We start from the raw sequence: 22,034 nt of genomic DNA, 5'->3' as shown, positions 1-22,034 counted from the left end.
GGGCCGCCACGATGACGACGCGGCCCTGCACAGGCAACGCGACGGCCTCGCAGTGGCCATTCAGGCCGCGCATCGCGCCGATGACCCGGCGACAGACGCTGAAGAGACGCGGAAGGGAATCGAGCGGCAGACTGTTGCGCCGCTCGCGAGATCACTGCTGAAACACCTGGGACGTGGTCGGCACGTGTCGCACCAGCAGGCTTTCGGCCTGGTCCGGTGCGCGCATGACGCGCCGATGCTCGCCGGTCGGACCGAAGCCGAGCGCCTCGTAAAAGCGCATGGCGTTGCGGTTGGCGTCGGCGACCCACGCGTAGATTTCCGTGGCGCCTTCATTCGAGAGCCACGCGGCGGCCGAATCGACGAGCAGCTCGCCGCCCCGCAGATGACGCACGGCCGGCGCCACCCACAGTTCGCAAACGAATGCGCGGCGCGCCGCGGTGTCGTCGAAGTGCGCTTCGATCAGTCCCGCTGGATGGCCCTCGGTGTAGAGGATGAAGGTGGTGATGATGAAGGAAACCGCGTGATCCGCGGCGGTGGCGTCGAAACTGGCGGCGTCGGCCGACAACGCGTCCTCGAGCGTGGCGCCGAAGGCATAGGGCGCCTCCCGCAGCGACGCAGTACGGAGTTCGCGGAAAACGGCGCCCTGATCAGCGGCGATACGGCGAACGGTCAATGACGGACTCATGCAGACGAAAACCCCTTGAAACCCTAAGGCGTAGCTTTAACCGAACCGGCGCGAGAGTCAAATCATTCTTTACCGGAATGTGGCACGCGCCGCAGGAAGTCCCCTTGGGAGGCTACATATGGAGCATATCCAGACTCAGCAGCATGCCGCGCGCCTGCCTCCGGCGCATGCGACCGGACGCAGTACACGCCATGCATGGTCATGGCGCTTCGTAGCTACCGGTGCCGTCCGGCCACGGTGTCAGCAGTTCATAGCCGTCGTCGGTCACGGCGATCATATGTTCCCATTGCGCAGACAGCGAGCGGTCCTTGGTGACCACGGTCCAGCCGTCGCGTTGCACCGCGGTGCCCGCGCGGCCGGCGTTGATCATCGGTTCGATCGTGAAGACCATGCCCGGCTTCAGACGCACGCCCTGCCCCGGCTGGCCGTAGTGCAGCACTTGCGGGTCTTCGTGGTAGACCTTGCCGATGCCGTGCCCGCAATAGTCGCGCACGATCGAGAAGCCGTCGCGCTGCGCAACCTTCTGAATCGCGTGGCCCACGTCGCCGAGCGTGGCGCCCGGCTTTACTTCGCGAATGCCGGCGAGCATCGCTTCATAGGTCGTGTCGATCAGCTGGCGCGCCACCGTGCTCGGTTGGCCGACGCAATACATGCGGCTCGTGTCGCCGAAGTAGCCGTCCTTGATGATCGCGACGTCGATATTGATGATGTCGCCGTCTTTCAGGATCTCGCCGCGATTCGGAATGCCGTGGCACACCACCGAGTTGACCGAGGTGCACACGGTCTTCGGAAAACCCAAATAGCCGACATTTGCCGGAATCGACTTTTGCGTATTGACAATGTAGTCGTTGCACAGTGCGTCCAGCTCTTCGGTGGAGACACCGGCCTTGACGTGCTCGCCGATCATCGCCAGCACGTCGGCCGCGAGGCGGCCGGAAATGCGCAGCTTGGCGATGTCGTCGGGAGTCTTGTAGGTAATGGCCATGAATTCGGTCGATGTGGGTCGAATGGGAGGTCGATGTTCAAATCGATCGGCCAATTGTACAGAGGATCGCCGCCGAGCCTCGGCGAGCCGCGCCAGAATCGCCGCGCCGGGGATTTCGTTGCGACGTTTTGCTCGGAAGAATGGAGGCTTTTGCGTGCGCGTTTTTGGGTCGTCGCATCGCGTGAACGGCAGATGTCCGCGGCATTGGGTAGCGAACCATTTGAGGAGCATAGCCATGTCGGAGTCCGGCGACAAATCAGCATGACTTATCGATGCGTCCGATCGAAGCCAAGCGCCGCCTGCATCCGCTTGCGGGATTCACGCGTACATGGTTCGAAAGCATCTCTTCGAACGGATCCGACTCTCATGCCTCGACGCCTGCTTACCTTGACCGCCGCGTTGGCGCTCGCCGCTCTGGGCGGCTGCAGCGCCGCCGGCGTGCTCAACGCTGCCGTATCGCACAAGCATTTCCGGGCCGAGAACGGCCTGGCTTACGGCAACGCGCCGCGCCAGAAACTCGACGTCTACGTGCCCACCACCGACGCGTCGCCAGCCGCTTCACACGGCCGCCCGGTCGTGGTGTTCTTCTACGGCGGCAGTTGGCAGACCGGCTCGCGCAGCAGCTACCTGTTCGTCGGCGCGGCGCTGGCGTCGCACGGCTTCGTCGCCGTGCTGCCCGACTATCGGACGTGGCCCGGCACCGCCTTCCCCGGCTTCGTCGACGATGCGGCCACGGCCGTGCGCTGGGCACGCGACCACGCGGCCGAGTTCGGCGGCGACTCGTCGCGAATCTTCCTGATGGGACATTCGGCGGGCGCGCATATCGTGATGCTGCTCGCCACCGACGGCCGCTATCTCGCCGCGCAGCAAATGAACAAAAACGATATCGGCGGTGTGATCGGCCTGGCCGGCCCATATGATTTTTTGCCGTTGAACGACGCCACGCTCGAGGAAATCTTCCCGCCCGCGTTGCGCGCCGCGAGTCAGCCGATCAACTTTGTCGCTGGCGACGAGCCGCCGATCTTCCTCGCGGCAGGCCAGCGCGATACCACCGTCGATCCGGGCAACACCGATAGGCTAGCGGCGAAATTGCGTGCATTGGGCGACGCGGATGTCGAAGTGAAGCACTATCCGCGCGTCGGGCACGCGCTGCTGGTGGGCGCGTTTGCCGGACCGTTGCGCGGCTTTGCGCCGGTGCTCGACGATGCAAGCGCATTTATCCACAAGCAGGCGAACAATGAAGCGCGGCGTTCGCGTGACGGTGCGGATGATGTGCAAGGCGACATTTATCAAATGCGCCGGCAGCGCGCGAATTCGGCTACCGCGCCGCCGTGCCCAGCAATTGCTTGCGTAAAGTAGGCGCGCGCGTCGACGGATCGAGCCAGATGCCGAAGAACGCGCGCGCGAACGCAGGATCGTCGAACTCACCGGTCATGCGGTCGCCGACATAGAAACGCACGCCTTTGTCCGGCAGATACACCGCGCTCAACTGATCGCCGGGGCCGACATCCACGAAGGCCTGCAGCATGTCCGCGCGCCAGCGTTCCAGTGTATCGGCCGGAATCGGCGCGGCAGCCAGGCGTTTGATCTCGCTGATACCGGTGTCCGCGAGGCGTTCGCGCTTGATGCCGCGCGCGTAGACGATGTGCAGCGCGAAGCGTTCGTCGTAATCGACCGGCACGCGTTCGCTCCACATCTGCGCGCGATAGAGCCGGAAGCCGAACACACTGAAATCGCCTTCGCCGACGAGTTGCGCGGATTGCACGTCGCCGCGCCAATCGGCGCAGGCGGCGCTTGCCCACAACATCAGCGCGAGAGCGGTGAACGCGCGCACGTCAGTCGGCCTTCGAGAGCACGAACTGCATCACGTCCGTGCGCCCTTCGTCGAAGCCGGCTTCGCAATACGCCAGATATAGGCGCCACGTGCGCACGAAAATCTCGTCGAAGCCTTGCGCGCGGATCGTGTCGAGTTGCGCTTCGAACGCGCTGCGCCAGCGGCGCAAGGTCTCCCCATAATCGCGGCCGAAAGCGAGCGACGTGCGCGTCACGAGCGTGCAGCGCCGTGCGGCTTCCGTGAAACGCTGCGGACTCGGCAACATGCCGCCTGGGAAGATGAACTCGCGGATAAAGTCGCTCGTCGCGCGATAAGCGGCAAAGTGCGAGTCGTCGATCGTGATGGTTTGCACCAGCGCGCGAGCGCCCGGCCGCAGACGTTCGCGCAGAATGCGAAAGTACGCCGGCCAGAATTTTTCGCCGACGGCCTCGAACATTTCGATCGATACGATGCTGTCGTACTGACCGGTCAAGCCGCGGTAGTCGCGCAATTCGAGTTGCACGCGATCGCTCAGGCCTGCTTCGTTCACGCGCTGCTGCGCGAATTCGAGTTGTGCCGGCGAGATCGTCACGCCATGCACGTGGATGCCCAGACGCGCCGCGTGCATCGCAAACCCGCCCCACCCGCAGCCGATTTCCAGAATGCGCATGCCTTCGCGCAAACCGAGCGTATCGACGATCCGTTGATACTTCGCACGCTGCGCGTCTTCGAGTGATTGATGGACATTGCCGTCGAACACCGCGCTCGAATACGTGAAGGTCGCGTCGAGCCACTGCGCGTAAAACGCGTTGCCGATGTCGTAATGCGCGTGAATATTGCGCCGGCTGCCCGAACACGTGTTCGGCCTCAGCTTATGGCGCAGCCCGTACCAGAGTTGCGCGAGCCAGCCGCCATACACCGTGCGTTGCAGCGCACGCTCGTTGCGGATCGCGACGCGCAGCAGCGCGGCCAGGTCGGGCGTATCGACCCAGAAGGCGCGCCACGCGTCCGCGAAACCGATATCGCCTTTGCGCAGAATCGCGCCGCACGCGCGCCAGTCACGCAACTCCAGGCGCGCCGCGGGCGCCGCATGCGGATCGCCGAACACGCGCTGTTGACCGTCGGGCGTGATCAGAACCAGATGCCCCACCTGGATCCGTTCGAGCAACGAGAGAAAGAGACGGCCTGACGCGGGGGCGGTTTGGTGCCCGCTCAGGGTTCTTGAAAGCGCCATGGCTGAATTTCCTCAATCGGACGAAAGGGGGCGCGCGGCGGCGGATGGTTGGCCGGCTGCGGCGTGGTCGGTGGGCGCGTCGCCGCTGCGGGCCGGCGCGGGATGCTTGCCGTGAAACGGCACTTTCTTGAGAGCAAGGCGCAAGGCCTGCCAGTGGATTCTCGCGATGACACCAACGGTCAGCAGCGGCTGACGCAGCAGCGCGGCGAGCGCGCTCGCGCGAGTTAGCGGCGTCAGGCGGCCGCCCAGTGCGGTGCGGATCAACAGACCGTCGGCGTCGTGATAATCGATCGAGACCGACGCGCTGTTGGACGCTTCCCTCACGCGGAAGGCGTAGCCGCCTTCCACGCGGCAAAACGGCGACACGTGCAGCACTTTGCGGCACATGAGCCGCGTATTCGCGGCGATCGGCGCGTTGCCGTTTGCGCTGAGCAGATAGCTGTGGCGCTCGCCGAATGTGTTGCGCACTTCGGCCAGCAGCGCGCGCAATTGGCCGTCGCGGTCGTGACAGAACCAGAAACTGACCGGATTGAACGCGTAGCCGAACACGCGTGGGAAAGCTTGCAACCAGATCCGGCCGTTCGCTTCTTCGACGCCCGCGGCCGATAGTTGCTCGCGCATCCAGGTGGCGAGTTCGCGGCCGTCGCGCGGACCGTGGTCGCGTCGATACAGACTGAGCGGCCGCCATCGGTCGATGCCGAACCAGCCGCTATCGAGCGAGGCCAGTCGATCGAGGTCGCAGCGCACGTAAAACACCGGATACGTGAAGCGATGATGCTTTGGCCGCAGTCGCTCGTGCATCACCTTGCCGGTCAGAAGCCAGGCCGCCGGAACCGTGGCGGCAGTGTTGCTATCGCTATCGCCCGGCGGTTTCATAACCTGGCCCATGGCGGCGATGCGTCAAAATCGGCGGCAACGCGCAGCGCCGATTTCAGACCGTCCTCGTGAAAACCATAGCCCGTCCATGCGCCCGCGAACCATGTGCGGCGCTTGCCCTGCAGTGAAGGCAGACGATGCTGCGCGTCGATCGCGGCCAGATCGAACAGCGGATGATCGTAGACGAAGCGGCGCAGTTCGGTGCCCGGCGCAGGCTGGGTCACTGGGTTGAGCGTGACGACGAGCGGCGTCCTGAACGGCAGCGGCTGCAACTGATTGACGAGATAACTGACGCACACCGGATGCATGCCGTCGATACTGCGGCGGCCCAGGTAATTCCACGCCGACCATACGCGCTGACGACGCGGCAGCAGGTTCGTGTCCGTGTGCAGTACCGCGACGTTCGGTTGATAGCGCACCGCCGCGAGCACGCCGCGCTCGTCCTGATCGGCGTCTTCCAGCAGCCGCAGTGTGGTCGGTGCGTGAGTGGCGAGCACCAGCGCGTCGAAGCGCTCGGTGCCGTTGTCCGTGAAGACGTCGACGCCGTCCGCGTCGCGCCGCACACCGTGGACTGCCGTGCCGATGCGGACGTCGTCGAGCGTGCTTGCAAGGCGCTGTACGTACTCCCGACCGCCGCCGACCACGGTCTTCCACTGCGGCCGGCGATTCACCTGCAGCAGCGCGTGGTTCAGGCAGAAGCGCAAGAAGGTGGTGGCCGGGAACGCGAGGATGTCGGCGGTGGCACTCGACCAGATCGCGGCGGCCATCGGCAGCAGATATTGACGCTGGAACGCGCCGCCGTAGCCGCCTTCAGTCAGTAGTTCGCCCATCGACGCGCGCGTTTGAATCGCCAGTTCGAGGTTGCGTTGCGCGCTGCCGTTAAAACGCATGATGTCGCGCAGCATGCCGATGAAGGTCGGCGACAACAGGTTGCGGCGCTGCGCGAACACCGTGTTCAGACTGGTGCCGGCCCATTCGAGGCGGCCTTCGTCGAGCGAGACCGAAAAGGTCATGTCGCTCGGGTGCGATTGCACGCCCAGTTCGGCGAACAGCGCGAGCAGGTTCGGATAGGTGCGGTCGTTGAACACCAGGAAGCCGGTGTCGACGGGGTGCGTGTGGCCGTCGAGCGTGACGTCCACCGTGTTGGTATGGCCGCCCAGGTAGCCGGCCGATTCGAATAGCGTGACCCGATGATTGCGCGCCAGCAGATACGCGCTGGCCAGACCCGAAATGCCGGCGCCGATGACCGCGACCCGCGAGCCGCGCGGTAGTGGTGAGGTCGGTGCGGAATGGGGCATGGGCGCGTCTCCTGGTCGGGGCGCGCGGTTGGTCAGTCGGGTGTGGCGGGGTTGCGCGTCCTTGAGGGGATTTACGCAGCGAGGAAGGGAATGGATGCGTTTAGCCGCGATTGCGGAGTCGATTCAGTTTGGCGGCCGGTCTGCGGACGACAATGGACAGTGAGTCGTTGCGCCGCAATTCGGAGCGATGGCGGAGATCGATGTGGAGTTGTATCGCGGAATGTTGACGTGGCGCTCGATCGCGCGGCGACCGCGAGACGAAGCTGATGCGGTAACTGTGGGTACTCTCGGCGCGGTCAGCGGCTCGATCCATTGATCGATCGCCACGAGAATTGCCGAACGCGCTCAGCAGAAACGAAAACAGGCCCCGAAGGGCCTGTTTTCTGAATTGGCGGAAAGGGTGAGATTCGAACTCACGGTACCCCTAAAGGTACACTGGATTTCGAGTCCAGCGCATTCGACCACTCTGCCACCTTTCCGGGTCTTCTTACTCGCAGCAACGAGGTTGCTTGGGTCACTGCAGAGTCAGATCCAAGCGGGTCGTTGCTTGGGAGAAAAAGATTATAAAACAGCTGAATTCGATTTCCAAGCCCCTCGACAAAAATTTTTCGAAGAGGCCTGGAAACGTCAACGGCGACCCGCCGCGCTCGAATCAGGCCGCCGGCAATTCCAGCCGCTCCACACCGCCGAGGTACGGACGCAACGCCACCGGCACGGTGACCGAACCATCGGCGTTCTGGAAGTTCTCGAGCACCGCCACGAGCGTACGGCCCACGGCCAGACCCGAACCGTTCAGCGTGTGCACCAGCTCCGGCTTGCCCTGCGCATTGCGATAACGCGCTTGCATGCGGCGAGCCTGGAACGACTCCGTGTTCGAGCAGCTCGAAATTTCGCGATACGTATTCTGGGCCGGCACCCACACTTCCAGGTCGTACGTCTTGGCCGCCGAGAAGCCCATATCGCCCGTGCACAGCGTGATCACGCGGTACGGCAGCTCCAGCTTCTGCAGAATCGCCTCAGCATGGCCGACCATCTCTTCCAGCGCGTCGTAAGACGCTTCCGGCGCGACGATCTGCACCATCTCGACCTTGTCGAACTGATGCTGGCGGATCAAACCGCGCGTGTCGCGGCCATACGAGCCCGCTTCCGAGCGGAAGCACGGCGAATGTGCGGTCAGCTTGACCGGCAGCGCGTCCGCTTCGAGGATGCTGTCGCGCACCGTGTTCGTCAGCGAAATTTCCGACGTGGAGATCAGATACTGCGTAACCGTGTTCTCTTCACCGCCCTTCTCGACGCGAAACATGTCATCGGCGAATTTAGGCAATTGGCCGGTGCCGTACAGAATTTCCGGATTCACGATGTACGGCGTGTAGATCTCCGTATAGCCATGCTGCTGCGTGTGCGTGTCGATCATGAACTGCGCGAGCGCGCGATGCAGCCGCGCAATCTGGCCGCGCAGCATGGTGAAGCGCGCGCCCGAGAGCTTCGCGCCGGTCTCGAAGTCGAGCCCGAGCGGCGCGCCGACATCGACGTGATCCTTCACCTCGAAGTCGAACTGGCGCGGCGTGCCCCAGCGGCGCACTTCGACGTTGCCGGTTTCGTCATCGCCCATCGGCACGCTTTCGTGCGGCAGGTTCGGCACGCCGAGCAGCAGGTCCGACAGACGCTTCTGGATCTCGTCCAGCCTGGCCGCCGACGCCTTCATTTCGTCGCCGATGCCGCCCACTTCGGCCATCACCGCCGACGTGTCCTCGCCCTTGCCTTTCATCGCGCCGATCTGCTTCGACAGGCTGTTGCGGCGCGCCTGCATCTCTTCGGTACGGGTCTGGGTATCGCGGCGTTCCGCTTCGAGCGCGGTGAAGGCCGCCACGTCGAGGGTATAGCCGCGGTCGGCGAGGCGTTTGGCGACGCCGTCGAGGTCTTTGCGCAGCAGCTGTATGTCGAGCATGGGATGGGGCGGGTGTTCGTTGTATGAAGGTGGGATTTTAGCGCACCGGCGCGGGCGGCCGGTGCGTTAGATGGTGAACGCGTGCGGATGCCGCCGCAAACCCTCACCCCTTCTTCGGCTTGTTCTCGCTGCGCCACTGCGCGTCGAGCTCCGCCAGACGCGCCATCTTGTCGCCGATCTTGCCTTCGAGCCCGCGCGGCGTCGGCTCGTACCAATGCGGATCGCGCATGTTCTCCGGCAGGTAGGTCTCGCCGGCCGCGTAGGCATCGGGTTCATCGTGCGCGTAGCGATACTCGTGACCGTAGCCGAGTTCCTTCATCAGCTTGGTCGGCGCATTGCGCAAATGCACCGGCACGCCGCGCGACTGATCCTTGCTCACGAAGCGGCGCGCCTCGTTATACGCGTTGTACCCGGCGTTCGATTTCGGCGCGACCGCCAGATAGATGATCGCCTGCGCCAGCGCCAGCTCGCCTTCGGGCGTGCCGAGGCGCTCATAGGTTTCGGCGGCGTCGAGCGCAATGCGCGCGGCGCGCGGATCGGCGAGGCCGATGTCTTCCCAAGCCATGCGGACGATGCGGCGCGCCAGATAACGCGGGTCCGCGCCGCCGTCGAGCATGCGGCAGAACCAGTACAGCGCACCGTCCGGGCTGCTGCCGCGCACCGATTTATGCAGCGCGCTGATCTGGTCGTAGAATGCGTCGCCGCCCTTATCGAAGCGGCGCAGATTTTCGGCGAGCGCGCTGCCGAGCAAGGTGCCGTCGATCTCGGTGGTCTTTTGCTGCGAGGCCGCCCGGGCGACGATTTCGAGGTTGTTCAGCAGCTTGCGGCCGTCGCCGTCGGCGGAACCGATCAGGGCGTCGCGGGCTTCGTCGGTGAACGTGAGGCCGCCGAGTTCCTGCTGCGCGCGTTCGAGCAACTCGCGCTGCTCTTCGTCGTTGAGGCTTTTCAGCACATAGACGGCCGCACGCGAGAGCAATGCGCTGTTCACCTCGAACGACGGATTCTCGGTCGTCGCGCCGACGAACACGAACAGCCCCGACTCGACGTGCGGCAAGAACGCATCTTGCTGGCTCTTGTTGAAGCGATGCACTTCGTCGACGAACACGAGCGTCTGATGGCCGTTCGCGCGATGAATCTGCGCGGTCTCGACCGCCTCGCGGATGTCCTTCACGCCCGAGAGCACCGCGGACAGCGCGATGAACTCGGCATGGAACGCATCGGCCATGAGCCGGGCAAGCGTGGTTTTACCGACGCCGGGCGGGCCCCAGAGGATCATCGAATGGGCCTCGCCGGATTCGAAGGCGACCCGCAGCGGCTTGTTCGGGCCGAGCAGGTGCTTCTGGCCGATCACTTCGTCGATATTGCGGGGCCGCAGGCGTTCGGCGAGCGGAACATTGGCACGGGTTTCTTCAAACATGACGTTTTGGGGATAATCTCGGCTTTTCCGGACGCGGTCCGTGTGAAGGCGGCGTACTGCCGGTGAGCCACGCCAGCACGCGAAAGTGCGGGCAACGTCCTGCATTATGACAGTGACGGCGCCCGGACGAAGACCGCGCGGCGCGCCGGCAGGACTTGGGCGGCTGGGCCGGGCAGAAATCCGGCAGCGAATGAGGCAACCCGATAAGCAACCGCGGATATAACAGCAAACGCAACCGCCGACCCAACTTCACAGGTAAGTTTGCAAGCAACACCAACAGGGACAAGAACAGATGGCACAAGATCCACTCGCCGGCGACGCCGGTTCCACCTACGCACCGCTCACGCCGGTGCCCGACGCGCGCCGCGCATTCCGCACCGGCGACGCGTTCGCGCTCTGGTTTTCGCTCGGCATCGGCCTCCTGGTCGCGCAAGCGGGCGCGCTGCTGGTGCCGGGATTGTCGCTGCCGCATGCGTTGCTGGCCATCGTGATCGGCAGCGTGATTGGCGTGGTGCTGCTGGCGCTGGCCGGCGTCATCGGCACGGATACGGGGCTCGCGGCGATGTCGTCGCTGCGGCCGACGCTCGGCGTGCGCGGCGCTTCCGTGCCCGCCGTGCTGAACGCGGTGCAACTGGTCGGCTGGGGCTCGTTCGAGGTGATCGTGATGCGCGACTCCGCCGACGCCCTCGCCAAACAGGCCTTCGGCCTCTCGATGCCGCTCATCTGGACCTTGATCTTCGGCTTGCTCGCGACGCTGCTGGCGATCAGCGGCCCGCTGTCGTTCGTGCGGCGCTTTCTGCGCACGTCGGGCATCTGGCTGCTGCTCGCCGGCGCGGCGTGGCTCACGTGGAATCTGCTCGCCAAGCACGATCTGGCTGCGCTGATGCAGCGTCCGGGCACGGGTGAAATGTCGTTCGGCGGCGCGATCGATCTGGTGGTGGCCATGCCGCTGTCGTGGCTGCCGCTGATAGCCGACTACACCCGCTTCGGACGGCGCCCCGGCGAAACCTTCCGCGGCACGCTGCTCGGCTACGGCATCGCCAACATCTGGTTTTACGCGCTCGGCGCGATCTACGGCCTCGCGGCAGGCGGCGGCGACGCGCTGCTCACGGGCGCGCTGGCGCAAGCCGGCGGCGGCCTCGCCTTGCTGCTGATCCTGATCGACGAAGTCGACAACGCCTTCGCCGATATCCACTCGGCCGCGGTGTCGACCGGCACGGTCTGGGCTCGCGGCAGCGTGCCTCTGTTGTCGGCGGCGTTCGGCGCGTTGTGCACGCTGATCGCCGTGGCCGTGCCGATGGCGAAGTATCAGAACTTCCTGCTGCTGATCGGCTCGGTGTTCGCGCCGCTGTTCGGTGTGGTGCTGGTGGATCACTTCATCGTGCGCAAGCGCCGCATCGAAGCCGCCGCGCTCGCCGACGTACGCGGCCGTTACGGCTTTTCGGGCGGCTGGCATCTGAGCGCGTTCCTCGCGTGGGCCATTGGCATCGTCGCGTATCAGGCGATCAACCAATGGCTGCCGAATCTCGGCGCGACGCTGCCCGCGCTGGTGATCGGCGCGGCGTGCTATCTGGTGTTCGTGTCGACGCGCAAGACGGCGTATGCCTGAGTCTTGAGCGGGCGTCACGCGAACCCAGAAATACGAAAAGGCCTGCAAATGCAGGCCTTTTCTTATCGCGTGAGTCGCTTCAGCGCGTGGACGCCCGATACTCGACGCCCGGCAACACGCACAGCAATTCGAACGCCAGATTCGCGCCGAGCAGCGCGGTCGTGCCGAACGGATCGTACGGCGGCGCGACCTCGACCAGATCGCAGCCGACGATGTTCAGTCCACGCGAGCCGCGAATGATTTCCAGCGCCTGCGGCACCGTCAAGCCGGCGATTTCAGGCGTGCCCGTACCCGGCGCAAAGGCCGGATCGATCCCGTCGATGTCGAACGTGATGTACACCGGACCGTCGCCCATACGCTCGCGAATACGCGCCATCAACGGCACGAGCGACTGGTTCCAGCACGCCTCGGCCTGGACCACTTCGAAGCCCTGATCGCGGCACCAGTCGAAGTCTTCCGCCGCGTAGCCCGTGCCGCGCAAACCGATCTGCACGACACGATCGCAATCGAGCAAGCCCTCTTCCACCGCGCGCCGGAACGGCGTGCCGTGCGCGATCTTCTCGCCCATCATCGTGTCGTTGACGTCCGCGTGCGCATCCACGTGGATCAGGCCGACCTTGCCGTGCTTGCGATGAATCGCGCGCAGGATCGGCAGCGCGATGGTGTGATCGCCGCCGAGCGTGATCGGCTTGCAATCGTGCTGGAGAACTTCGTCGTACGCGGTTTCGATGCGCTTGATCGAATCGTGCAGGTTATACGGATTGATCGCGACGTCGCCGAGATCGGCCACGCGCAGCGAATCGAAGGGCGCCGCGCGCGTCGCCATGTTGTACGGACGCAGCAACACGGACTCGCTGCGGATCTGGCGCGGACCGAAGCGCGCGCCGGTGCGGTTCGAGGTCCCGAGGTCGAACGGCACGCCGACGAAGCAGGCGTCGAACCCTTCGGCCGAGCCGACGTTCGGCAGCCGCATCATCGTCGCGATGCCGCCGCAGCGGGGCATCGCGTTGCCGGACAGCGGCTGCGGCCGTTGGCCGGCTTCTGGGGAAATGAAGGAAGAGGTATTCATCGTGTCTCGGCAATGAAAAGGGGGCAGCAAGCAAAATCGTGCAGACCGGCTGAGGAGAAGCATCAAAACCGCGCCTTGCCGGGCGAATCTCGATTCTTGAGCAGTTTTCGAGAAGTTAAAATACCGACGGAATAAACTTCACATTGATTCTCAGCGATGTATCCTGACCTATGTTCTCCCAGCTCACCGATCTCGACCTGCGGCTAATCCGCGTCTTTCTCGCCATTGTGGACGCGGGCGGCGTGTCGCCGGCCCAGGCGACCCTGAACGTCGGCCAGTCGACCATCAGCACGCAGCTTGCCACGCTGGAAACGCGCCTCGGCTACCGGTTGTGCGAGCGCGGCCGCGGCGGCTTCAGCCTGACCGCGCGCGGCGAGCAGTTCATCGACGCCGCCCGCGCTCTGCTCTCAGCCGTCGACACCTTCGGCATGCAGGCGCGCAACGTCGGTCGCAAGCTCGTCGGCACACTCGATATCGGCATGATAGGCCACACGCCGGTGTCGGCGAGCGCGCGCATCAGCGACGCGATCGGCCGCTTCCGGGCGCGCGATCAGTCGGTGCGGTTTTCGATTCTGGTGCGCTCGCCGGGCGAACTCGAAGAGTTGCTGTTGAATGGGCGGATTCAGATCGGCATCGGCTATTTCTGGCATCGCGTGCCGTCGCTCGAATACACCGAGGTGTTCGCGGAAGATCAGTTCGCTTATTGCGCGAAAGGGCATCCGTTGTTCGCTCAAGCCGGCGAGGTGCCGCCTGCCGAGGCCGCGCAGCATGAATGGGCGTGGCGCAGTTATCCGCTGCCCGAAGCCGAGAGTTCGACCACGCCGCAGAACGTCACCGCCGTCGCCGACAACATGGAAGCGGTCGCGATGCTGGTGCTCTCCGGGCATCATCTCGGCTATCTGCCCGGGCATTTCGCGGCGCCGTTCGTCAAGCAAGGGCTGCTCGGCGCGCTGAATCCGGCGCAGATGCGTTACCGCGTCGCGTTCCACATGGTCACGCGGGCGCGGCAGCATCGCACGGATATCGTCGAAGCGTTCATCGACGACATGAAGGCCGCGCATCCGGTGCAGGTTCTGGAAGTGGACGAGTAAGTTAGAAAACGCGCGCAATAAAAAAGCCGCGCTTTCGGGCGCGGCTTTCTCTGCACTTCGTCTCGCCCAAGGCGGCTTATCCGTTGATCACGTCCGCGCCCTTCGGCACCGTGAACTTGAATGCATCGGCCGGCAGCGGCGGATTCTTCTGAATGTTCGAGAAGGTCAGCAAAGTCACGTTGCCGAACACGTCGTGCAGTTCCATCGCTTCGAGATTGCCGTCCTTGAAGCCGATGCCGACGCGTTGGAATTGCGTGTCCTTCGCCTTCGGCGTCAGTTCGAGCCAGTCGATGCCGGCCTTCACGCCCGCATCACGCAGCGTGAAGTTCTTGTCCAGATCGTTGCTGCCGAACAGGATTGCCGCCGGGCTCGCGCCGAGTGCGCCGCCGAGGCTGCGCACCGTCACCTGATTCAGATCCTTGTCGTACACGTAGAGCTTGTCGCCGTCCGCCTGCAGCAGTTGGGCATACGGCTTCTCGTATTGCCAGATGAATTTGCCGGGACGCGCGAACGTGAACGTGCCGCTCGACGTGCCGGTCTTGCCGGTACCCGTGGTCGACAATGTGCCGCTCGCACTTTGCGCCTTGCTCGGTGCCCGCACTTCCTGCTGCACGAAAGTGCCGCGCGCCGAATGCACTTGCGCGACGAACGCCTTCAGTTGCTCGGTGCCGCTCGCGAACGCCTGCGACGCGAACAGCACCGACGCGCCGATCGCCACGCTGCCCACGCTACGCACGAGGGCGCGGGCAAGCTGACCGAAACGGCTGGATTGAGCATTCTCTCGAGCGTGCTGCTGCGCGAATAGCTTCATATAGTTTTCTCCCTTGATTGAATTCGTTGAGCGGCCGTGGTCACGGGCGCACGGGCGATCCTTGTGTGCCCGCGGCGATGAGCGCCTGGCGCAAAGCCAGATGACTTGCCCTCGGCCGGCCATGCTTACGTGTTATAGCAGCTTAGGCAATCAGCCTTAAACGAGCCTTAGAGAGTCGGCCGGCGCCTGAACGTCGTGGAAGCACGGCTTGCCGTCCGCTCCCCGCTGCGGTAACGCAGGCGCCCAGCTTCGCAACCGGCGGCACACCGCCCCTCTCACCGCGGAACTGAGGCCCGTCGGCCTATTCCGCTTCCCGCGCCGGCGCAAGAATCTCGCGATTGCCGTTCGACGACATCGCCGACACCACGCCCGAGTTCTCCATCTGCTCGAGCAGGCGCGCCGCGCGGTTATAGCCGATGCGCAAATGCCGCTGCACCAGCGAGATCGACGCGCGACGGTTCTTCAGCACCACATCGACCGCCTGGTCGTATAACGGGTCCGACTCACCGTCGCCCGAGCCGGTTCCCCCGGCACCCGCGGAGCCTTCGTCGCCCTCGCCCGTCACGCCGCCCTCGAGAATGCCTTCGATATAGTTCGGCTCGCCCTGTTCCTTGAGCTTGTCGACGACGCGGTGCACTTCCTCGTCCGACACGAACGCGCCGTGCACGCGCACCGGCAAGCCGCTGCCCGGCGGCAGATACAGCATGTCGCCCATGCCGAGCAGCGATTCCGCGCCCTGCTGGTCGAGAATCGTGCGCGAGTCGATCTTGGATGACACCTGGAAGGCCATCCGCGTCGGCACGTTGGCCTTGATGAGACCGGTGATCACGTCCACCGACGGACGCTGCGTGGCCAGAATCAGATGAATGCCAGCCGCGCGCGCCTTCTGCGCGATCCGCGCGATGAGCTCTTCGACCTTCTTGCCGACCACCATCATCAGGTCGGCCAGTTCGTCGATCACCACGACGATGTTCGGCAAGCGCGTGAGCGGCTCTGGATCGTCCGGTGTGAGGCTGAACGGATTCGGCAGCTTTTCTTCGCGTTTGGCGGCTTCGTCGATCTTGTTGTTGTAGCCGGCGAGGTTACGCACGCCGAGCTTGCTCATCAGCTTGTAGCGTCGCTCCATTTCGGCGACCGCCCAGTTCAGCGCGTGACCGGCCTGGCGCATGTCCGTGACTACCGGACACAGCAGATGCGGAATGCCTTCGTACACGCTCATTTCGAGCATCTTCGGATCGATCAGGATCATGCGGACCTGTTCGGCGCTCGCCTTATAGAGCAGCGACAGGATCATCGCGTTGATACCCACCGACTTGCCCGAACCCGTCGTACCCGCCACCAGCAAGTGCGGCATCTTCGCGAGGTCGGCGCACACCGGCTTGCCGCCGATGTCCTTGCCAAGGCCCATGGTCAACGGCGACGCGGCATCCGCATAAACCGCCGAGCCGAGAATCTCGGACAGACTCACGGTCTGGCGACGCTGGTTCGGCAACTCCAGCGCCATGAAATTCTTGCCCGGAATCGTTTCGACCACGCGGATCGACACGAGCGACAGCGACCGCGCGAGGTCCTTGGCGAGGCCGACGATCTGACTGCCCTTCACGCCCGTGGCCGGCTCGATTTCATAGCGCGTGACCACCGGACCCGGATACGCCGCGACCACGCTCACCTCGACGCCGAAGTCCTTGAGCTTTTTCTCGATCAGCCGCGAAGTGAATTCCAGCGTATCCGCCGAGATGGTTTCCTGCGCGACGGGCGCAGCATCGAGCAGCGAAATGGGCGGCAAGGTGGAATCGCCCGGCAGGTCCGTGAAGAGCGGCACTTGCCGCTCCTTCTCGACACGCTCCGACTTGGCCGGCGTGACGACCGGCGGCACGATCATGACCGGCTCGTGCTCCTCGATCCGCACGCGGCCCTTCTCGACTTTGCCCTCGCGCTTCACTGCAGCCGCCTCACCGAGCTTGCGGTCGCGGCCGGCCTCACGGCGCAGCTTGGCAAACGTCACCGCGGAAATGATCGATTCGCCGACCTTCTCCGACACTGACAGCCACGAAAAACGGAAATACAACGACAAACCGATGCCGAGCACGATCAGGAGCGCCAGCGTACCGCCCGTGAAACCCAGCGCATGCGACACACCGCGCGCGACCGCCTCGCCGATCACGCCGCCCGGCGCGCGCGGCAACTGCACTTTCAGCGACCACATGCGCAGCGCCTCGATGCCGTCGCAGGCCAGCAGCACGAGCATGAAGGCGAACGCGTCGGCGAGCCAGCTCTCACGCGGCACGTCTTCCTGCTCTTCCTCGTGACGGGTAATGCGCTTGTAGTTTGCGGAGATATGGCGGCCGAGCAGCACGATCCACCAGTAGGCGGACAGGCCGAACAGCAGCAGCAGGATGTCGGACGTCCACGCTCCGACGCGGCCCGCCCAGTTGGCGATATGGTCGACCTGCGCGGCATGGGTCCAGCTCGGATCGCGCCGACTGTAGCTGACGAGCGCCATGAGCAGGAAAACGCCGAGCGCCACCTGCAGGATCCAGCGGATTTCGGTGAAAAGGCGCGACATGCGGTGCGGCAATGCCTGCGCGCTCGCGGAATAGGGAGCTTTTGCCATTGATCCTGTTGCGTGTGTGCCCGATTCCCGGCCTGAGCCGTGGGGGAGCCTCGCCCAGCGCGGCTTCGGGCCCGATCCCGGCTTCCGGGAACTTCGATCCGGCCTATTGTAAACGCAGTGCCCCGCGCGAGGCTGTAAATGACGGTAACTTGGCCGTTTGGCCACAGAAAGGCGTTGCCGGGCGCGCCGCCGACGCTATCGGCGTGATCGGAAAGCTTCATGGAGCAGGCCGGCGCCCCGCCCTTTATAATGTCGCGCTGATACCCATCTACAGTTTCAGCTCAAGTCGCGCGGCCTCGCATGGGCGAGCCGGGCGCCGTAAAAGGATTTGATCATGCCCGCAACTTCCACGAAACACGCCAAGGTTCTGATTCTCGGTTCCGGTCCCGCCGGCTACACGGCCGCGGTCTACGCAGCGCGCGCCAATCTCGCGCCGGTGCTGGTCACGGGTCTGGCCCAAGGCGGCCAGCTCATGACCACGACCGACGTCGAAAACTGGCCCGCCGACGGCAACGGCGTGCAAGGCCCGGAACTGATGGCGCGCTTTCTGGAGCACGCCGAGCGCTTCAACACCGAAATCATTTTCGACCACATCCATACGGCCAAGCTGGATGAAAAGCCGATCCGTCTGATCGGCGACTCGGGCGAATACACCTGCGACTCGCTGATCATCTCGACCGGCGCATCGGCGCAATATCTTGGCCTGCCGTCGGAAGAAGCGTTCATGGGCAAAGGCGTGTCGGCCTGCGCCACCTGCGACGGCTTCTTCTACAAGCAACAACATGTGGCCGTGATCGGCGGCGGCAATACCGCGGTCGAGGAAGCCCTCTATTTGTCCGGCATCGCCAAGAAGGTGACGGTGATCCATCGCCGCGACAAGTTCCGCGCCGAGCCGATCCTGATCGACCGTCTGCTCGCGAAGGAAAAGGAAGGCCTGGTCGAGATCAAGTGGAACCACACGCTCGACGAAGTGACCGGCGACCAGTCCGGCGTGACCGGCCTGCGCATCAAGAACACGCAAACCGGCGCCACCGAAGACATCGCGCTGCAAGGTCTGTTCGTCGCGATCGGCCACAAGCCGAACACGGACATTTTCGCGGGCCAGCTGGAGATGAAGAACGGCTACATCATCACCAAGGGCGGCCTGAACGGTTTTGCGACCGCGACCAGCGTGCCGGGCGTGTTCGCAGCGGGCGACGTGCAGGACCACGTGTATCGCCAGGCGATCACCAGCGCCGGCACGGGCTGTATGGCCGCGCTCGACGCGCAACGCTATCTGGAAACCATCGACGAGATGGTCGGCGAGCACGCTATGAGCCAGGAAGCCGAGCGTTAATCGGCCGCGCCGGTCTGCGAACCGGTCGGGAAAACTAGCGCAACGGTAAAATGGCGACTGGGCGTGACCCGGCCGCCAGCTTGAAAGAAGGCCGCGGCTGCCAAGCCGGCGGCCTTTTTGCATTCGGTCGCAAGAAAACGTCGCGCGACCGATCTACTTTTTCTGCGTGTATTACCCAAAAATGCCGAAGAACCAGCCCCATCCGAGCGAACCGAAGCGCGCGCGAGCCGTCGCGCGACCCGCGCCCGAACCGGCTGCACCCGCTGCCGAGCCGAAGCTCGATCCGGCGGCCGGTCTCGCCGGCCTCGGCGCGTTGCGCGACGCGCTCAAAGTCGACACGCAACGGCGTGAGCGTGAACGGGCGGCCGCCGCAGCCGCGCAGCGCGAAGCCTCGGCGGACGCCGATCTGTTTCGCCGCGAAATCGGCGCGGTCGCGCCGCTCGCCGTGCCGCCGCGCGCCACGCTGCCGCGCAATCCTCCGCCGCCGCTGCCGGTGCAGACCAAACTCGACGAAGAAGCCGTGCTGCACGAAGCGATCTCCGACGAGTTCGATCCCGAGATCCTGCTTGAAACCGACGAGACGCTGTCCTACTGCCGCCCCGGCGTGAGCCAGGAAGTGGTGCGCAAACTGCGGCGCGGCGACTGGATCGTGCAGGCGCAAATCGACCTGCACGGCATGCGGCGTGAAGAGGCGCGCGAGGCGCTGGCGGAGTTCATCCGCGAGTCGGTGAAGCGCGGTTTGCGGTGTTTGCGCGTGATTCACGGCAAGGGTTTGGGATCGATCGGCAAGGAGCCGGTGTTGAAGGGCAAAGTACGCGCGTGGCTCGTGCAGAAGTCCGAGGTGATCGCGTTCTGCCAGGCGCGCCCGCATGACGGCGGCGCCGGCGCGGTGGTCGTGCTGTTGCAGCCGGGCGCGTCGCCGGCTCACGCCAGATCCTGACGGAGCCACGGTGATCCATCCGAGGCTGACGCTCGCGCTGACCATCATGGAGGCGCTGGCGATTTTCGCGTACGCCCTCTCCGGTTTCATCGAGGCCAAAAACCGCCGGCTCGATGCGGTGGGCACGTTTCTGGTGGCGGTGGCCACGGCCTTCGGCGGCGGCACGTTGCGCGACGTGCTGCTGGAACGGCGGCCTTTTTACTGGGTCGAGCATCAGGATTATCTGATCGCGATCTTCGTCATGTCGCTGTTCGCGCCGACTCTATTGAAAATGACCTCGCGGCTGGTTTCCGAGCGGGTTCTGCTGGTGGCGGATGCGATCGGGCTGGGGCTGTTCAGCATAGGAGGCACGTCGATCGCGCACGATGCGCAAATGCCGTGGTTCACCTCGGTGATGATGGGCGTGCTGACGGGGGTTTTCGGCGGCGTGATTCGTGACGTGCTGTGCAACGAAGTGCCGCTGATTCTGCGCGACTCGCGGCCTTACGCGACGTGTGCGTTCGTGGGCTGCTGGCTGTATGTGCTGCTGGATTATGCGGACGTCGATACGGTGTATAGCGTGCTGATCGCGACTGCCTTCATCCTGCTCGCACGGCTCGTGACGTTCCGGTTCAATGTGCGTTTGCCGCACTGACAGAATGAATCGCAAAACGGCGCGTTGCCCGCGAATAGGCAACGCGCCGCCCTACATTCAAACTTACTTGTTGGTCGCCAGCGCGCCCGCGCTCTTCGAGCCGCCGAACAGCGCCGTCAGGTAGGCCGAGTTGTTGTTCATGGTCGCCATCAACGTGTTCAGCGCGGTGAACTGACTTTGATACTGCTTCGTCAATTGCGTGGCGTAATCGCTCAGCTTGGTCTGCTGCGCGGTCACGCTCTTCAGGTCGGCAGTCAGCGCGTTGTTGCGCGTATCGATGATGCCGCCCGTCCGCGTGAACTCGTCGATGCTCTTGTTCAATTTGGCGCCGACGCCGTCGGTCGCATTGAACAAGGCGGCCACTTGCGCGGGACTGGAATTGAGCGCCGCAGTCAGTTTCGCGTTGTCGACGACCAGCGTACCGTCCGCCGGATCGCCCTTCAGCGTGATCCCGATATGCCCGAGACTCACCACCGAAGTGCCCTTACCAACCCCGCCGCCCACGATCGACGCCAGCGCGTTCTTGACCGTCAATAGCGTCGAATCGCCGAGCAGTGCGCCGCCCGTCTTCGACGATTTGTCGAATGAGGACAGTTTGCTGATCGTGGTGACGACGGTGTTGTACAGGTTGGCGAAATTCGTGATGGCCGTGTTCTGCGCGGTGGTGTCCGGCGCGATGGTCAGCGTTTGCGGGTTGCTAACCGAAGCGCTCGACAGATTCAGCGTGACGCCGACGATCGCATCGGCGACAGCATTGCTGGCGCTGCGCGCCGCGATCCCGCCGATGGTGAGCAACGCGTCCTGCGCCACTTCGCTCTGATGCCACGCATTGCCGGCATCCGACGAGACGATCGTGGACGCTCCGCCGTTCGCGCCGGGCGTGGACGTCACGCCGAGGCTCGACAGGCCCGCGTCGTTCTGAACGTTGCTGGTGGCCACGTTGATCGTGTTGGTCGAGCCGGTGGTCGCCGAGCGCAACACGAGGTGAGCGCCGCCGATGCCGGTCACGATCGTCGCCGTGACACCGGGGTTGTTGGACGCCTTGTTGATCGCGCTGGCGATACCGCTCAGCGTGTTGTTGGTGCTGTCGATCGAGACGTCCATTGACTTGCCGCCGACCGAGATCGTCAACTTGCCGGTGCCGAGTTGCGTCGTGGCGCCGAACGCCGCCGAAGACAGGCTCTGCGACGACGCGATCTGCGTCACATCGATCGCATAGCTGCCGGCAACCGCACCCGGGCCCGCTTTCGGGTCCAGGCCCTTGCCGCTCGCGGTGGCCGCGAAGGTGGACAACGTGGTCCCATCCGACAGATTCTTGATCGCCGCCTGCAAGGCGGACAACGCCGAAGTGAGCGCGCCGTAGGCGGACAAGGTGGTGTTGTCGGTGGTTTGCCTCGCCTGCAGCGCCGCCGCCTGACCCGCCGTCTTGGCATTGACTAGCGCCGAGACCAGGGTCGCCACATCCATCGACGAATTGCCGGTCGAACCGCTGATAATGGATTGCGCTGCTTGCTGGACCTGGCTTTGCGCGTTGGCCGTCGCGCTATTCACCGAGGACGTGATCGTAGACATGTAAAGCTCCCCGTGCGTCGAATTTATTCGTTATTCGTTGAGTGACGCCCCGGTCGCTTCTGTTGCGCCATTTATCCGGTCACGTCGGCGTCTCTTACAAAG

At 64.4% G+C, this 22,034-nt stretch carries 18 protein-coding genes and 1 tRNA gene; 6 read left to right on the top strand and 13 right to left on the bottom strand.

Features of this window, described 5'->3' with window-relative positions; genetic code table 11:
• Positions 1-151 precede the first annotated feature (151 nt).
• Positions 152-685, bottom strand: a complete 534-nt coding sequence (locus ACQKRQ_RS22300) for a GNAT family N-acetyltransferase (RefSeq protein ID WP_408180667.1) — start codon at positions 683-685, stop codon at positions 152-154.
• A 199-nt stretch (positions 686-884) separates the two neighbouring features.
• Positions 885-1,670 carry a type I methionyl aminopeptidase gene (gene map, locus ACQKRQ_RS22295; protein WP_408180668.1) on the bottom strand — a complete coding sequence of 262 codons (786 nt, stop codon included), beginning with the start codon at positions 1,668-1,670 and terminating at the stop codon, positions 885-887.
• Positions 1,671-2,036: 366 nt separating this feature from the next.
• On the opposite strand from map, the gene ACQKRQ_RS22290 reads away from it, so the two are divergent.
• Positions 2,037-3,029 carry an alpha/beta hydrolase gene (locus tag ACQKRQ_RS22290; RefSeq protein ID WP_427479439.1) on the top strand — a complete coding sequence of 331 codons (993 nt, stop codon included), beginning with the start codon at positions 2,037-2,039 and terminating at the stop codon, positions 3,027-3,029.
• On the opposite strand, the gene ACQKRQ_RS22285 is transcribed toward ACQKRQ_RS22290, so the two are convergent.
• From ACQKRQ_RS22285 to ACQKRQ_RS22255, 7 genes are all read right to left on the bottom strand, one after another.
• Positions 2,989-3,504: a chalcone isomerase family protein gene (locus ACQKRQ_RS22285; protein WP_427479437.1), complete on the bottom strand. Its 516-nt coding sequence runs from the start codon at positions 3,502-3,504 to the stop codon at positions 2,989-2,991. The genes ACQKRQ_RS22290 and ACQKRQ_RS22285 overlap by 41 nt on opposite strands.
• A gap of 1 nt (position 3,505) precedes the next feature.
• Positions 3,506-4,717, bottom strand: a complete 1,212-nt coding sequence (locus ACQKRQ_RS22280; RefSeq protein WP_427479435.1) for a class I SAM-dependent methyltransferase — start codon at positions 4,715-4,717, stop codon at positions 3,506-3,508.
• 12 nt (positions 4,718-4,729) lie between these two features.
• The gene (locus ACQKRQ_RS22275; protein ID WP_427479802.1) at positions 4,730-5,593 is read right to left on the bottom strand and encodes a DUF1365 domain-containing protein; all 864 of its coding nucleotides are present in this window, start codon (positions 5,591-5,593) and stop codon (positions 4,730-4,732) included.
• Positions 5,590-6,891, bottom strand: coding sequence for an NAD(P)/FAD-dependent oxidoreductase (locus ACQKRQ_RS22270; protein ID WP_427479433.1), 1,302 nt, complete (start codon positions 6,889-6,891; stop codon positions 5,590-5,592). The genes ACQKRQ_RS22275 and ACQKRQ_RS22270 overlap by 4 nt, the downstream gene beginning before the upstream one ends.
• A 389-nt stretch (positions 6,892-7,280) precedes the next feature.
• Positions 7,281-7,370 (bottom strand) — tRNA-Ser (locus ACQKRQ_RS22265).
• A 173-nt stretch (positions 7,371-7,543) separates the two neighbouring features.
• Entirely contained in the window at positions 7,544-8,839 is a 1,296-nt protein-coding gene (serS, locus tag ACQKRQ_RS22260; RefSeq protein ID WP_427479431.1) for a serine--tRNA ligase, read from the bottom strand.
• Positions 8,840-8,942: 103 nt separating this feature from the next.
• Positions 8,943-10,256 carry a replication-associated recombination protein A gene (locus ACQKRQ_RS22255; RefSeq protein ID WP_427479429.1) on the bottom strand — a complete coding sequence of 438 codons (1,314 nt, stop codon included), beginning with the start codon at positions 10,254-10,256 and terminating at the stop codon, positions 8,943-8,945.
• Between the two features lie 292 nt (positions 10,257-10,548).
• On the opposite strand from ACQKRQ_RS22255, the gene cytX reads away from it, so the two are divergent.
• Complete coding sequence (gene cytX, locus ACQKRQ_RS22250; RefSeq protein ID WP_427479427.1) at positions 10,549-11,865, top strand: putative hydroxymethylpyrimidine transporter CytX; 1,317 nt, start codon at positions 10,549-10,551, stop codon at positions 11,863-11,865.
• Between the two features lie 79 nt (positions 11,866-11,944).
• Here cytX and speB read toward each other — a convergent pair whose 3' ends face one another.
• Complete coding sequence (gene speB, locus ACQKRQ_RS22245) at positions 11,945-12,934, bottom strand: agmatinase (RefSeq protein ID WP_427479425.1); 990 nt, start codon at positions 12,932-12,934, stop codon at positions 11,945-11,947.
• 170 nt (positions 12,935-13,104) lie between these two features.
• Here speB and ACQKRQ_RS22240 point away from each other — a divergent pair, with 170 nt between their 5' ends.
• Positions 13,105-14,025, top strand: a complete 921-nt coding sequence (locus tag ACQKRQ_RS22240) for a LysR family transcriptional regulator (RefSeq protein ID WP_132375648.1) — start codon at positions 13,105-13,107, stop codon at positions 14,023-14,025.
• 76 nt (positions 14,026-14,101) lie between these two features.
• Here ACQKRQ_RS22240 and lolA read toward each other — a convergent pair whose 3' ends face one another.
• Complete coding sequence (gene lolA, locus ACQKRQ_RS22235; protein ID WP_132375650.1) at positions 14,102-14,836, bottom strand: outer membrane lipoprotein chaperone LolA; 735 nt, start codon at positions 14,834-14,836, stop codon at positions 14,102-14,104.
• 301 nt (positions 14,837-15,137) lie between these two features.
• On the bottom strand, positions 15,138-17,450 hold the full coding sequence (locus ACQKRQ_RS22230; protein ID WP_132375652.1) for a DNA translocase FtsK: 2,313 nt from the start codon (positions 17,448-17,450) through the stop codon (positions 15,138-15,140).
• Between the two features lie 334 nt (positions 17,451-17,784).
• Between ACQKRQ_RS22230 and trxB the strand changes: the two genes are divergently transcribed.
• From trxB to ACQKRQ_RS22215, 3 genes are all read left to right on the top strand, one after another.
• Positions 17,785-18,786 (top strand): thioredoxin-disulfide reductase, encoded by a 1,002-nt coding sequence (gene trxB, locus ACQKRQ_RS22225; protein WP_132375654.1) that lies wholly within the window; start codon positions 17,785-17,787, stop codon positions 18,784-18,786.
• A gap of 181 nt (positions 18,787-18,967) precedes the next feature.
• Positions 18,968-19,726 carry a Smr/MutS family protein gene (locus tag ACQKRQ_RS22220; RefSeq protein ID WP_132375655.1) on the top strand — a complete coding sequence of 253 codons (759 nt, stop codon included), beginning with the start codon at positions 18,968-18,970 and terminating at the stop codon, positions 19,724-19,726.
• A gap of 13 nt (positions 19,727-19,739) precedes the next feature.
• Entirely contained in the window at positions 19,740-20,360 is a 621-nt protein-coding gene (locus tag ACQKRQ_RS22215; RefSeq protein WP_427479800.1) for a trimeric intracellular cation channel family protein, read from the top strand.
• Between the two features lie 63 nt (positions 20,361-20,423).
• On the opposite strand, the gene fliD is transcribed toward ACQKRQ_RS22215, so the two are convergent.
• Positions 20,424-21,932, bottom strand: a complete 1,509-nt coding sequence (gene fliD, locus ACQKRQ_RS22210; RefSeq protein WP_427479421.1) for a flagellar filament capping protein FliD — start codon at positions 21,930-21,932, stop codon at positions 20,424-20,426.
• Positions 21,933-22,034: the final 102 nt, after the last annotated feature.

The organism is Paraburkholderia sp. NPDC080076, assembly GCF_050281145.1.
Classification (GTDB): domain Bacteria; phylum Pseudomonadota; class Gammaproteobacteria; order Burkholderiales; family Burkholderiaceae; genus Paraburkholderia.
Note: the sequence above shows the minus strand (reverse complement) of the source record. Positions and strands in the feature narration are given on the sequence as shown.

Coding starts and splice junctions, on each gene's coding strand:
- fliD (WP_427479421.1), bottom strand. CDS start 21,932: ATGTCTACGATCACGTCCTCGGTGAATAGCGCGACGGCCAACGCGCAA.
- ACQKRQ_RS22240 (WP_132375648.1), top strand. CDS start 13,105: ATGTTCTCCCAGCTCACCGATCTCGACCTGCGGCTAATCCGCGTCTTT.
- ACQKRQ_RS22275 (WP_427479802.1), bottom strand. CDS start 5,593: ATGAAACCGCCGGGCGATAGCGATAGCAACACTGCCGCCACGGTTCCG.
- ACQKRQ_RS22230 (WP_132375652.1), bottom strand. CDS start 17,450: ATGGCAAAAGCTCCCTATTCCGCGAGCGCGCAGGCATTGCCGCACCGC.
- trxB (WP_132375654.1), top strand. CDS start 17,785: ATGCCCGCAACTTCCACGAAACACGCCAAGGTTCTGATTCTCGGTTCC.
- map (WP_408180668.1), bottom strand. CDS start 1,670: ATGGCCATTACCTACAAGACTCCCGACGACATCGCCAAGCTGCGCATT.
- cytX (WP_427479427.1), top strand. CDS start 10,549: ATGGCACAAGATCCACTCGCCGGCGACGCCGGTTCCACCTACGCACCG.
- ACQKRQ_RS22300 (WP_408180667.1), bottom strand. CDS start 685: ATGAGTCCGTCATTGACCGTTCGCCGTATCGCCGCTGATCAGGGCGCC.
- ACQKRQ_RS22290 (WP_427479439.1), top strand. CDS start 2,037: ATGCCTCGACGCCTGCTTACCTTGACCGCCGCGTTGGCGCTCGCCGCT.
- ACQKRQ_RS22280 (WP_427479435.1), bottom strand. CDS start 4,717: ATGGCGCTTTCAAGAACCCTGAGCGGGCACCAAACCGCCCCCGCGTCA.
- ACQKRQ_RS22255 (WP_427479429.1), bottom strand. CDS start 10,256: ATGTTTGAAGAAACCCGTGCCAATGTTCCGCTCGCCGAACGCCTGCGG.
- ACQKRQ_RS22220 (WP_132375655.1), top strand. CDS start 18,968: ATGCCGAAGAACCAGCCCCATCCGAGCGAACCGAAGCGCGCGCGAGCC.
- lolA (WP_132375650.1), bottom strand. CDS start 14,836: ATGAAGCTATTCGCGCAGCAGCACGCTCGAGAGAATGCTCAATCCAGC.
- serS (WP_427479431.1), bottom strand. CDS start 8,839: ATGCTCGACATACAGCTGCTGCGCAAAGACCTCGACGGCGTCGCCAAA.
- speB (WP_427479425.1), bottom strand. CDS start 12,934: ATGAATACCTCTTCCTTCATTTCCCCAGAAGCCGGCCAACGGCCGCAG.
- ACQKRQ_RS22270 (WP_427479433.1), bottom strand. CDS start 6,891: ATGCCCCATTCCGCACCGACCTCACCACTACCGCGCGGCTCGCGGGTC.